Origin of the sequence: Pseudotabrizicola formosa, from assembly GCF_002900965.1 — a bacterium.
GTDB lineage: Bacteria > Pseudomonadota > Alphaproteobacteria > Rhodobacterales > Rhodobacteraceae > Pseudotabrizicola > Pseudotabrizicola formosa.
This window is the reverse complement of record NZ_PJOM01000002.1, coordinates 380,449-392,677: the sequence shown is the minus strand read 5'-3', so window position 1 is coordinate 392,677 and position 12,229 is coordinate 380,449. Positions and strand designations below refer to the sequence as shown.

Annotated in this window: 11 protein-coding genes; 6 read left to right on the top strand and 5 right to left on the bottom strand. The window is 67.7% G+C overall.

The features are described 5' to 3' along the window. The first annotated feature begins 110 nt into the window (after positions 1-110). Positions 111-1,691, top strand: a complete 1,581-nt coding sequence (gene crtD, locus CXR43_RS05965; protein WP_103333148.1) for a 1-hydroxycarotenoid 3,4-desaturase CrtD — start codon at positions 111-113, stop codon at positions 1,689-1,691. 5 nt (positions 1,692-1,696) lie between these two features. Then, positions 1,697-2,518: a carotenoid 1,2-hydratase gene (crtC, locus tag CXR43_RS05960; protein ID WP_290426951.1), complete on the top strand. Its 822-nt coding sequence runs from the start codon at positions 1,697-1,699 to the stop codon at positions 2,516-2,518. Between the two features lie 140 nt (positions 2,519-2,658). On the opposite strand, the gene tspO is transcribed toward crtC, so the two are convergent. The 3 genes from tspO to CXR43_RS05945 all read right to left on the bottom strand — a co-directional run bounded on the left by tspO (position 2,659) and on the right by CXR43_RS05945 (position 5,942). Continuing rightward, entirely contained in the window at positions 2,659-3,135 is a 477-nt protein-coding gene (gene tspO / locus CXR43_RS05955; RefSeq protein WP_103333147.1) for a tryptophan-rich sensory protein TspO, read from the bottom strand. Positions 3,136-3,366: 231 nt separating this feature from the next. Continuing rightward, positions 3,367-4,371, bottom strand: coding sequence for a 15-cis-phytoene synthase (crtB, locus tag CXR43_RS05950; RefSeq protein WP_103333146.1), 1,005 nt, complete (start codon positions 4,369-4,371; stop codon positions 3,367-3,369). Continuing rightward, positions 4,368-5,942, bottom strand: a complete 1,575-nt coding sequence (locus CXR43_RS05945) for a phytoene desaturase (protein ID WP_103333145.1) — start codon at positions 5,940-5,942, stop codon at positions 4,368-4,370. Before CXR43_RS05945 ends, crtB begins: the two co-directional genes overlap by 4 nt. Positions 5,943-6,053: 111 nt before the next feature. On the opposite strand from CXR43_RS05945, the gene crtA reads away from it, so the two are divergent. The 4 genes from crtA to bchO are packed head-to-tail and all read left to right on the top strand — an operon-like array spanning position 6,054 to position 10,412. After that, positions 6,054-6,809: a spheroidene monooxygenase gene (crtA, locus tag CXR43_RS05940; RefSeq protein ID WP_103333144.1), complete on the top strand. Its 756-nt coding sequence runs from the start codon at positions 6,054-6,056 to the stop codon at positions 6,807-6,809. After that, complete coding sequence (bchI, locus tag CXR43_RS05935) at positions 6,809-7,879, top strand: magnesium chelatase ATPase subunit I (protein WP_103333143.1); 1,071 nt, start codon at positions 6,809-6,811, stop codon at positions 7,877-7,879. The genes crtA and bchI overlap by 1 nt, the downstream gene beginning before the upstream one ends. A 3-nt stretch (positions 7,880-7,882) precedes the next feature. After that, a complete protein-coding gene (locus tag CXR43_RS05930; RefSeq protein ID WP_103333142.1) occupies positions 7,883-9,544 on the top strand; it encodes a magnesium chelatase subunit D in 1,662 nt (553 codons plus the stop codon). A 4-nt stretch (positions 9,545-9,548) separates the two neighbouring features. Then, complete coding sequence (gene bchO / locus CXR43_RS05925) at positions 9,549-10,412, top strand: alpha/beta fold hydrolase BchO (protein ID WP_103333141.1); 864 nt, start codon at positions 9,549-9,551, stop codon at positions 10,410-10,412. Between the two features lie 78 nt (positions 10,413-10,490). On the opposite strand, the gene idi is transcribed toward bchO, so the two are convergent. Further along, positions 10,491-11,039: an isopentenyl-diphosphate Delta-isomerase gene (gene idi / locus CXR43_RS05920; protein WP_103333140.1), complete on the bottom strand. Its 549-nt coding sequence runs from the start codon at positions 11,037-11,039 to the stop codon at positions 10,491-10,493. Beyond that, positions 11,036-12,229 (bottom strand): geranylgeranyl diphosphate reductase, encoded by a 1,194-nt coding sequence (locus tag CXR43_RS05915; protein ID WP_103334047.1) that lies wholly within the window; start codon positions 12,227-12,229, stop codon positions 11,036-11,038. Before CXR43_RS05915 ends, idi begins: the two co-directional genes overlap by 4 nt.

Below are 12,229 nucleotides of genomic sequence, written 5' to 3'. Positions count from 1 at the left end.
CCGACGTTTTACCGCCCCATCGTGGCAGGACAGGCGGCATGTGTAAACTAAAACTTACACATCACTGTAATTCCCTATGGACAATGGCCGCTGTCCGGCCAGAATGCCCCATGGTCAAATCCAACACCCCGCTTGACACTGACACCGCCATCGTGATCGGCGCCGGCATGGGCGGGCTGGCCGCCGCCATCCGGCTTGCCGCGATGGGGCTGGCCGTCACCGTCATCGACGCGGCCGACACGCCCGGCGGCAAGGCCCGCGCCATCCCCTCGCCCGCTGGCCCGGTGGATACCGGCCCCACCGTGCTGACGATGCGCGGCGAATTTGACGCGCTCTTTGCCTTGGCGGGCCAGAGGCTTGACGACCACATCCGCCTGATCCCGCAACCCGTGCTCGCCCGCCACTGGTGGCAGGGCAGCCCGACGCTGGATCTGTTCCCCGAGGCCGAGGCCAATATCGCCGCCATCCACGCCTTTGCCGGGCCGCGTGAGGCCGCCGCCTTCGCCCGCTTTGACCGGATGGCACAAGAGCTGCTGGCGGCCTTTGACGGCCCCGTGATGCGCGCCGCCCGGCCAAACCTTGCGCAGATCGCCCGCACGGCGGCGCGGCAGCCCCGCCTCTGGCCCGCTCTGCTGCCCGGGGTCAGCCTGGAACGCCTGCTGAAGCTGCAGTTCCGTGACCCGCGCCTGATCCAGCTGTTCGCCCGCTATGCCACCTATGTCGGCGGCAGGCCCCGCCACGCCCCCGGCGTGCTCGCCCTGATCTGGCAGGCCGAAGCGCAGGGCGTCTGGGCGGTGGAGGGCGGGATGCACAGCCTTGCCGCAGCCCTGGCACGGCTGGCCGACTCCATGGGCGTGCGCTTCCGATATGCCACACGCGCGCGGCGGATCGTCACCCAACAGGGCCGCGTCAGCGCGGTAGAGGTGGAAGGGGGCCTCAGCCTGCGCTGCCGCCATTGCGTGTTCAACGGCGACCCTGCCGCCCTGACCGATGGGCTGCTGGGCCCCGCCGTCCAGACCGCCGTCCCCAGGGGCAAGACCAGCCCCCGCAGCCTGTCGGCGCAGGTCTGGGCCTTTGCCGCCACGCCGCAAGGGGTCGATCTTGTGCATCACAACGTCTTTTTCACCGACGACCCAACGGCCGAATTCGGCCCCATCGGGCGCGGCCAGCCTGCCGAACAGCCCACGCTCTATGTCTGCGCGCAGGACCGCACCCCCACCGCCCCCAAGGGGCCGGAGCGGTTTGAGATCATCCTGAACGCCCCTTCCGGCCTTGCCGCCACATCTGATGAGGAACCCCGATGCCGCCAGCGCACCTTTCCCCGGCTGAAAGCCTTCGGCCTGACCTTCTCGCCCGACCCGGAGCCTTCGGCGCTGACGACGCCCAGCCATCTGGCGCAGCTGTATCCGGCGTCACAGGGCGCGATCTACGGCCGCTCGCCCGAGGGGCTGCTGGCGGCATTCCAGCGCCCGGTGGCGCAGACCCGGCTGCCGGGGCTGGTGCTGGCGGGGGGCGGGGCGCATCCGGGGGCGGGGGTGCCGATGGCAGCCCTCTCCGCCCGGCACGCGGCCGAGGCGATCAGGCAGGACCGGATTTCCGCGTCGAGGTCGATGCCAACGGCTATGCCTGGTGGTATATCGACGGGGTCAGCACCTGTGGCACCCGCGCCGTCTCGGTCATCGCCTTCATAGGCTCGGTGTTTTCCCCCTGGTATGGCTGGTCAGGACGGCGTGACCCGGAAAACCATTGCTGCATCAACGTGGCCACCTATGGCCCCGGCAGCCGGTTCACCATGACCGACCGGGGCCGCAGCGCCTTGCGCCGGTCCGCCGATACGTTCGAAGTTGGTCCCAGCCGGTTGCACTGGACCGGCACGCAACTGATCATCGACATCAACGAATGGGGCGCGCCGCCCATGGTGACCCCGGTGCGCGGCCAGATCATCCTGACCCCGCAGGCGGTGACGGGCACAGAGGTATTGCTGACCCCCGACGCCGCCCATCTCTGGCGCCCCTTCGCCCCCACCTGCCACATCGCGGTGAACCTGACCCAAGGCCACGCCTGGGAAGGCCATGGCTATTTCGACGCCAATTTCGGCAGCCGCGCGCTGGAACAGGATTTCGATTTCTGGACCTGGGGCCGTTTTCCGATGCAGGACCGCGCGCTGTGCATCTATGACGCCACCCGCCGCGATGGCACGACGCTGGATCTGGCGGTGGAGATCGACAGCACAGGGACCGTGACCGAGACCACAGCCCCGCCCCGCACCCGCTTTGCCCGCAGCCTGTGGCAGGTGCGGCGCGAAACCCGCGCCGATGCAGGCACAGTGCCGCGCCAGCGGCTCAACATGCTGGATGCGCCTTTCTATTCCCGCTCGCTGGTGGAAACCCGCATCAACGGCGAAACCACGACCGGCGTGCACGAGGCGCTGGACCTGCGCCGCTTCCGCCAGCCGCTGCTCAAACCCATGCTGGCGGTGCGCGTCCCGCGCCGCGCGGACTGGTCGTTCACAGACTGACCGCGGCCCCCCCTGCGCCGGGTATCACCCCCGGGGGCTGTCTGCCGCCCGAGGCCAATCGGCCTCTCGCACCAAGGACGACCCCGATTGGCTCCCCCCGAGGATATGTATCAACAGAGAAAGGCCGAAGGGCAGAGCGATCAGCCTGCCGCCACATCCGGGTTGCGCCGCCAGACCGAGGCATTCAGCGCGCCCGCGATCGTGACCCAGAGCAAATAGGGCGCAAACAGCCAGCCCGCCAGCGGATCAATCTGCCAGAACACCAGCATGGTCGCCGCCACCGCCAGCCACAGCAGGCCCAGCACCATCAGCCCGGCCTTGATGCGCCGCAGGCCGAAAAACACCGGCGTCCACAGCGTGTTCAGCGCAATCTGCACCGCCCAGAGCCCCAGCCCCTGCCCCACCAGCGGGTCAAACCCGGCCTGCATCGCCACCCGCATGGCCGCGACGGCGATACAGATATACAGGATCGTCCAGGCGACCGGAAACATCCAGTCCTTGGGCGTCCACCACGGTTTCGACAGGTTGCGATACCATTCGCCGGGCTGGAACATCGCCCCGGTCGCCGCTGCCGCGCCACAGCCCGCCAGAAAGGTGAAAAACAGCGTGAAATCCATGGCAGGGCCTTTTGGGTGAGATGGCCCTCTATGTAACCCGTATCGACCGAAGCGCAACCCAAAGCAGGGATGCCCGTCCGAGCACTGACGCACCCGGCCGTGATCTTGCCACAGCCCCCTGCCCGGATCAGCCGGGAAAGTATTTAAAATCAGTTAATTCAGACCTGCCAAGCCATTGATTTCAAATGTTTTCCAATCCTGTAACACAGGGGGAAGACCTCCCCCCCCTTTTCAGGCCATCCCGCGTGAGCGTGCCTCCAGCTGCGACAGCACCTCGAACAGCGCCTCGGACCGGCCCCGCGCCCCGGCCTTGCGGGCGGCGGCATCGACCAGAAAGGCCACCTCTGCCGCAGGCTTGGCATGCAGCACCGCCGGGCGCGGCAAGAGCGGCGAGGCCGCGGCGCGCAGACCGGCCAGCATCATCCAGCCCAGCTTTTGCCCCCGGCCGGTGCGCGCGCGCTGACCCACGGAATCAAACCCCGCCCGCGCCACCTGCCCGCCGATCCCGGCATAGATATGCCGCGCGGCAAAGATCCCCGGACGGCAGGCCAGCGGCAGCACCGCCACCCCGGCTTCGGACCGCTGGTACAGCCGGTCCGCCTCGCGCAGCAGCCGCGCCGTCACCCGGCGCACCCCGTCGCAGGCGGCGGGGTCGGCCAGAAAACGGGACAGCTCCACCCCTTCGTCGCGCAGCCAGTCCAGCGGCAGGAACACCCGCCCCGCCCGCGCATCCTCGCCGACATCGCGGCTGATATTGGTGAGCTGCATCGCCAGCCCCAGATCGCAGGCGCGTGCCAGCGCATCGGCCTCGCGCACCCGCATCAGCACGCACATCATCGCCCCCACCGCCGCCGCCACCCGGGCGGAATAGTCGAGCACCCCCGACAGCGTGTCATAGCGCCGCCCCATCGCATCCCAGGCGAGCCCTTCCAGCAGCGCCTCGGGCAGCACGCGGGGCATGTCGAAGTCTTCGACCACCGAAGCAAAGGCGCGGTCGGCAAAACCGTCACGCGGACGGCCGAGGTACACCAGATCCAGCCGGTCGCGCAGCCGCAGGACCGCGCCTGCCTTGTCGGTGCCCTCATCCACCTCATCATCCGCCACCCGGCAAAAGGCATAAAGGGCCAGCGCCGGGTCACGCACCCTTGCGGGCAGCACGCGGGACGCGGCATGGAACGACAGGCTGCCGGTACGGATCGCGGCGCGGCAGGCCGCCATATCTGCGGGCGCAATCATTCTGCGGCCATCCGCAGCGTATATTGCGCCGCCGTCTCGTGGCGCACCTTCGGGTCGGGCACCAGCTTGCCCAGCACCTCTGCCGTGCCGATCACCCCGGGCATGCCTGCGCCGGGATGCGTGCCCGCCCCGGCCAGATAGAGGCCCGGAAGCTCTTCGGACACATTATGCGGCCGGAACCAGGCCGATTGCAGGATGCGCGGTTCGATGGAAAATCCCGCGCCAAAGGGCGACAGATAGCGGTCGCGGAAGGTTTCGGGGGTGAAGGTGACGCTCTCAGATATCCGCCCGGTCACCCCGGGCAACAGCCGGTCTTCCAGCACCTTGAGCATCTTGGCGCGGTAGGGTTCCTCCTCTGCCGCCCAGTCCACGCCGTTGTCATGCCCCAGATGCGGCACCGGCGACAGGACATAGAAGGTGTCATCCCCCGCAGGGGCGCAGCTTGAGTCGGTGACCGATGGCCGGTGGACATAAAGGCTCATGTCATCGGCCAGTTTGCCGCGGATGAAGATGTCCTTGATATGCTCGCGGTAGCGCGGGCCCACGACGATGGAGTGATGGCCCACATCTTTCCACATATCGCGGGTGCCCTTGGTCCCGAAATACCAGACATACAGCCCCATCGACCAGCGCGCGCGTTTCAACTTGGCCGGTGTCCAGCGTTTCTTGGGCGCATTGCGCAGCAGCCGGTCGTAGGTGTGGCCCGCATCGGCGTTGGAGACGACCACATCGGCGCGGACCGTCTCCCCCGACACCAGCAGCACGCCAGAGGCGCGACCGCCGGCAGTGGTGATCTCGTCCACCTCGGCCCCCTGCACCACCTCGCCGCCCTGCGATTGAATCACCCGCACCATGGCATCGGCAATCGCCTGCACCCCGCCCATGGCGTAATGCACGCCAAACGCCTTCTCCAGATGGCTGACGAGGATATACATCGAGGTCACGTTGAACGGATCGCCACCGATGAACAGCGGGTGGAACGACAGGGCAAAGCGCAGATGTTCATCCTTCACGCGCGACGCCGCATGGGCATAGACCGAGCGGTCAGCGCGCATTTTCGCGAAAGTCGGAATGGCCTTCACCGTGTCCCAGATCCGGTGCATCGGCTTGCGGCCCATGTCTTCATAGCCGAACCAGTAGCGTGCCTCGGAATCCTTGAGGAACCTGGCGTAACCCTTTGCATCGGAGGGGGAAATCCGCGCCACCTCTGCCTTGATTGCGGCATCGTCCTGCCGTGCGGTGAAGGTTTCACCATCGGCAAAGCGGATCTCGTAGAACGGGTCCATCGGCTTGAGCGCCACATCGGCATCGAACTCCCGCCCGCAGATTGCCCACAGGTCGCGCAAGCCCTGCGGCACCGTCACGATGGTTGGCCCCAGATCGAATCGGTGGCCGCCCTGGGTGATCGAGGACCCGCGCCCGCCCGCCCGGTCCAGCCGGTCGAGCACGGTGACCCGGTAGCCCTTGGCCCCAAGGCGCATGGCCGAAGCAAGGCCGCCAAGCCCCGCCCCGATGACGATCGCCTGATCGGCGGCAGGCGGTGGAGCGGGTGTGTTTGATGAATCGCGCATATCGGGATGATAACCTGTCTAGTTCAATTTACAACAATAGGCTTTATGCGCAGAAATCCAGAGTTGATCCTTCCTCTTGCCCCCAAATAATGTCAGACTAAGTTTACACTCATGCATCCTGGATGCTCAGACTCGGAGGACCGGTCCATTCCCATCGCCACCCTTAGCCTGTTCCGCTTTGACGGAACCCTCCCCCGGCTCTGGGTGCTTGGCCAGATGGGGGCGGCGCGCCTGCGGTTGCGGCGCGAGCGCCGGGCGCAGTTCTGGAAGCTGTGCGGATCGGGAACCGGGCAAGGCTTTACCCCGAGACCCAACTGGGGGGTCTGGGCGATTCTGGCGACCTGGCCGGATGAAGAAACCGCGCGCGATGCGGTCGCCACCAGCCCGGTCTTTGTCCGCTGGCGCGCCAAGGCCGCAGAAAGCTGGACCCTGTTTCTGGACCCCACGTCGGCGCGCGGGGCCTGGGCGGGGGTGAACCCCTTTGCCGGGCCCGGCAAAAGCCAAACCGGCGGCCCCATCATCGCGCTGACCCGCGCCACCATCCGGCCTGCCCGCGCGCTGCGGTTCTGGAACCGGGTGCCCGATATTTCCGCCACGATTGGGGCCGACCCGAATGTGATCTTCAAGATCGGCATTGGAGAGGTGCCCTTGCTGCATCAGGTGACCTTTTCGGTCTGGCCCGATGCCGCCAGCATGGCCAGTTTCGCGCGCGGCAACGGCCCGCATGGCCGCGCCATTGCCGCCGTGCGCGACGGCAACTGGTTTGCCGAAGAACTTTATGCCCGCTTTGCCCTGCTGGGCACGGTGGGAAGCTGGGATGGCGGTGATCCGCTGGCCGGCCGGAGCCAACAGAAGGACGCTGCCTGATGCCCGCTGACACCGCCCCCAAAGCCACGGATGCAAAGATCCACGCGCTGCCCAAACGCAGCACCGCCCGCCAGCCCTTCCCGTTCTCGGCCATCGTCGGGCAAGAGGCGATGAAACAGGCCATGGTGCTGACCGCGATCGACCCGGCCATTGGCGGTGTGCTGGTGTTCGGCGATCGGGGCACCGGGAAATCCACCGCCGTGCGGGCATTGGCCGCGTTGTTGCCGGAGATCGAGGCGGTCGAGGGCTGCCCCGTCAACTCTGCCCGCCCCGACCAATGCCCCGACTGGGCACAGGTGACCGGCAGTCAGATCATCCGCAAGCCGACGCCGGTTGTCGACCTGCCTTTGGGCGTGACCGAAGACCGGGTTGTGGGCGCGCTGGATATCGAACGCGCGCTGACGCGCGGGGAAAAGGCGTTTGAACCGGGGCTTCTGGCCCGCGCCAACCGGGGATATCTGTATATCGACGAGGTCAACCTGCTGGAGGACCATATCGTTGACCTGCTGCTGGACGTAGCGCAATCGGGTGAAAACGTGGTTGAACGCGAGGGCCTGTCAATCCGCCACGCCGCGCGCTTTGTGCTGGTGGGGTCGGGCAACCCCGAAGAGGGCGAATTGCGCCCGCAGCTGCTGGACCGGTTCGGCCTGTCGGTCGAGGTGACCAGCCCGCGCGATGTGGAAACGCGGGTCGAGGTGATCCTGCGCCGCGATGCCTATGAAACCGGCTATGACGCCTTCATGCCCGGTTGGCAGGCGGCGGATGCCACGTTGCGCGACCGGATTCTGGCCGCCCGCGTGACACTGGCCGCGATGAAGACCCCCAATATCGTGCTGCATGACTGCGCGTCGCTTTGCATCGCGCTGGGGTCGGATGGCTTGCGCGGCGAGCTGACGCTTCTTCGTGCCGCCCGTGCACAGGCGGCGTTCGACGGGGCGGATACCGTGACCCGCCACCACCTGAAGGCGGTGGCCGCCATGGCCCTGTCGCACCGGTTGCGCCGCGATCCGCTGGATGAGGCCGGGTCGGGCGTGCGGGTGGCGCGGATGGTGGCAGAGGTGCTGCCGTAAGCCATGGAGTGGGACCGCATCACCCTTGCACTGCAGTTGCTGGCCATAGATCCGCAAGGGCTCAAGGGCCTGTGGCTGCGCGCGCGCAGCGGGGCGGTGCGTGACCGGGTGACGGCGGCGCTGACGACGCTGCCGCTGCCCTTGGTGCGCCTGCATCCCGCGATTGCCGATGATGCGCTTTATGGCGGGCTGGACCTGTCGGCCACCTTGTCCATGGGCCGGCCGGTGGTCACGCCGGGCCTGTTGGAGCAGCCTGGCGCGCTGGTGCTGACCATGGCCGAACGGGTAACACCGGGCCTGTCGGCGCGGCTGGCCCATGCGCTGGACGCGCCCCGCCATTGCCTGATTGCCCTGGATGAGTCGGCAGAAGAGGGCGAGGGCCTGCCCTCTGCGCTGACCGACCGGCTAGGGTTGTTTCTGGATCTGGACGGCATCAGCTGGTCAGAGAGCGCTGATATCGTGATGGATGCCAAGGCCTTGGCCCAGGCCCGCGCCCTGTTGCCCGATGTAGACCTGCCCGCAGATGCGGCTGCGGCGCTGACCCGTGCGGCGGCGGAACTGGGGATTGGCTCGCTGCGCGCGCCGCTGCTGGCGCTGGCCGCCGCCCGGGCCCATGCCGCCCTGTCAGGCCGCAGGGGTGTGGAGGACACCGATCTGCAACAGGCGGCAGAGCTGGTCTATGGCCACCGCGCCCTGCCGCTGCCCGACTCCGCCCCGCAGGACCAACCCGAACCGCCGCCGCCCGATCCGGGCGAGGATGCGCCTTCGGAAACCCAAAGCGAAAGCCAGTCGATCCCCGAAGAGATGCTGGTCGAGGCCGCCCGCGCCGCCTTGCCTGCCGATCTGCTGGCCCGGCTGACCGCAGGCCGTGCCGCGCGCGCGGCCAAGGGGGCCAGCGGCACCGGGGCCGAACGCGGCGGCAACCGGCGCGGTCGCCCCCTGCCCTCACGCCCCGGCAGGCTGGGGTCGGGCGCGCGGATTGATCTGGTGGCCACCTTGCGCGCCGCCGCCCCTTGGCAACCGCTGCGGCGGCGGGCCGCGCAATCCGATGCGGTGCTCTTGGTCCGCACATCGGACATCCGCATCAAGCGCTTTGTCGAAACCTCGGACCGGGTGCTGATCTTTGCCGTCGATGCCTCTGGCTCTTCGGCCGTTGCCCGCTTGGCCGAGGCCAAGGGTGCGGTAGAGCTGCTGCTGGCCGCCGCTTATGCGCGGCGCGATCATGTGGCGCTGGTGGCGTTTCGTGGCACCGGGGCCGAGGTGATCCTGCCTCCCACCCGCAGCCTTGTGCAGACCAAGCGCCGGTTGGCGGGCCTGCCCGGCGGCGGGGGCACCCCGCTTGCGGCAGGGATGAAGCTGGCCCTGGCCACCGCGACACAGGCCCGCGCCCATGGGCTGACGCCCACCATCGCGCTGCTGACCGACGGGCGCGGCAACATCGCCCTGGATGGCACCGCCAACCGGGCGCTCGCCGAGGAAGACGCAAGCCGCCTTGCCCGTGCGATCCGCGCCACCGGCCTGCCCGCAATCGTGATCGACACCGCCAACCGCCCGCAACCCGGCCTTGCCGCGATGGCAAAAGTGATGGATGCGCCCTATCTTGCCCTGCCCCGGGCCGATGCCCGGCGCCTGTCGGGCGTGCTGTCTGCGGCCTTGGGGGACTGACGCGATGGACAGCGCCCGCCTGCCTGCCGACTGGCCCTACCGCGCCACGGCCCGCCATATCCGCGTCAGCCCGCATGACTGGTGGGTGATCGACACCGGCCCGCGGGACGGGCCGGTGGTCTTGCTGCTGCATGGTGCGGGCGGGTCCGGCCACAGTTTCCGCGCGCTGATCCCGTATCTGTCAGACAGGTACCGGGTGATCGTGCCTGATCTGCCCGGTCAGGGCTGCACCCGGGCAGGTGGCATGCGGCGGCTGGGGCTGGACGCGATGGCCGAAGACCTGACGCGGCTGTGCCTGACCGCAGGCTGTGCGCCGCAAGCGGTGATCGGCCATTCGGCGGGGGCCGCGATTGCGCTGCGCATGGCGGATCTGATCCCTTTGCGCGCCATCGTCGGCATCAACGCGGCGCTTGGCACCTTTGACGGGGCCGCCGGGGTGATGTTCCCGCTGATGGCCCGCGCCCTGGCGGCAACGCCTTTCGTGGGGTCGGCGGTGTCGCGGCTCTGGGGCAATCCGACAACCGTGACCAGGCTGCTGACCGGGACCGGATCGCCGCTGGATGCGGCAGGTCAGGCACAATATCTGACGCTGGTGCGCGATTCCGCCCATGTGAGCGGGACGCTGGGCATGATGGCGCAATGGCGGCTGGACGGGCTGATGGCGCGGCTGCCATCGTTGCAGGACCCTGTCCTGCTGATTGCGTCGGACCGCGACACGGCGGTGCCGCCAAAAGTGTCGCGCGATGCGGTGACCCATATGCCAGATGCCACCTATGCCGAGATCAGCGGCTTTGGCCATCTGGTGCATGAAGAGGCGGCAGATCAGGTCGCGGCGGTGCTGTTGCCATGGCTTGCCGGGCGGCTCTGATCCGGCACCGGGCGAACGCTGCTCCCCTGAGCATTCGCAAAGGCGGCACTGAACTTGGCAGGGTAAGGGGGGCGCAGGTTAGCGCCCGACGCCGACCGTCGCGCCGAAAATGCGCGCCATGTGTTCGGTCATGTAGATCTTCAGCCATGGGGTGAATTTGGCCGGGCTCCGCAGCACCTCGGCCGACAGATCGTAAAGATCAACCCAGCGGGTCTCCATCACCTCATCCGGGTCGGGCTGCACCACCAGACCGGCCCCGGCCTCGGCCACAAAGATGTCAACCAGCTCATGCTCGATCAGGCCGGCGCCCACATCGGCCCGGTACTCCACCCGGTCGGCAAAGGCCGGGAACAGGCCGGTGATGCCCAGTTCTTCGCGCAAGCGGCGCACGGCGCAAGCTGCCGCATCCTCGGTCCAGCGGGGATGCGTGCAGCAGGTATTGGCCCAAAGCCCCGGCGTGTGGTATTTTGACAGCGCCCGGCGCTGGATCAGCACCCGCCCGGCGTCGATCACAAAGACCGACACCGCCTTGTGCCGCAGCCCGCGCTGGTGCACCTCCAGCTTGCCCACAGGGACAAGCTTTCCATCCACCCAGGCCGGGATCAGCTCTTCGGTTTGTGTTGTCATGACCACTTCGGTGATACCAACCCCAACAGATGCGCCATGTTCTTGATCCCGATCTTGATATGCGCCATGGGTCGCGCCTTGATCAATGACTTGTTCATATAGGCTTCAAACGTCAGCTTTTGAACATCAAGGTCGTGGCACAGGCTGACAAAGCGTTCGCGCCGGTCATCGCTGCGGTAATAGGCATCCTGCATCGAGCGCAAGACCCGGAACACCGTGCCATGTTCACGCATGAACATCTTGCGCGCCAGTTTCAGATCGCGTGCCCGCCCAGACTGCAAGGCCGCCTGTGCCGCCGTGGCGGCGACGCGCCCCCCGGCCATGGCGTAGAAAATCCCCTCGCCCGAAGACGGGGCCACCACCCCTGCCGCATCGCCCGCAAGCACCACATCGCGGCCATTGTCCCAGCGGTCCAGTGGTTTGAGCGGGATGGGCGCGCCTTCCTTGCGCACCGTCTCGCACCCCGTCAGCCCCGACATGGCACGCAGGGCGGCGGTGGCGTCCTTCAGATCGACGCCGTCGACCTCGGTGCCCATGCCGACACTGACATGCTTGCCATGCGGGAAGACCCAACCATAAAAATCAGGGCTGATCTTGCCGTCATAGATCACATCGCAGCGCTTGGGGTCATAATCGGCATTGGCGGCAAGGCCCCCGACAGGAGCCTTGAGGATCTCGTGATAGGCGATGACATAGGGGATCTTGTCCCCCCCCGGCACCTCGGCCCGCGCCACGGCCGAGCGAGCCCCATCGGCCCCGATCACCAGCCTTGTGCGGCTGCGCTTTTCGGTGCCCGTGGCCTTGTCGCGCCAGATCACATGGGTGCCGGCGCTGTCACGTTCGATCCGCAGAAAGGTGCCGGTCAGCCGGTCCGCCCCGGTCATCGCGGCGCGGTCGCGCAGAAATTCATCGAACTCCTCGCGGTCGACCATGCCGACATAGCCGCCCTCGATATGGATATCGACCGCGCGGCCCGTGGGGCTGATCATGCGGGCGGTGTTGATCTTGGCCACGATCATTGCATCGGGAATGTCGAAGTCGCGGATCGCGCGCGGCGGGATCGCGCCACCACAGGGTTTGATCCGGCCCGCGCGGTCGAGCATGGCGACACGGTAGCCCGCGCGCGCAAGATCCTCGGCGGCGGTCGCCCCCGATGGCCCGCCACCCACAACGAAAACATCATATTGCAT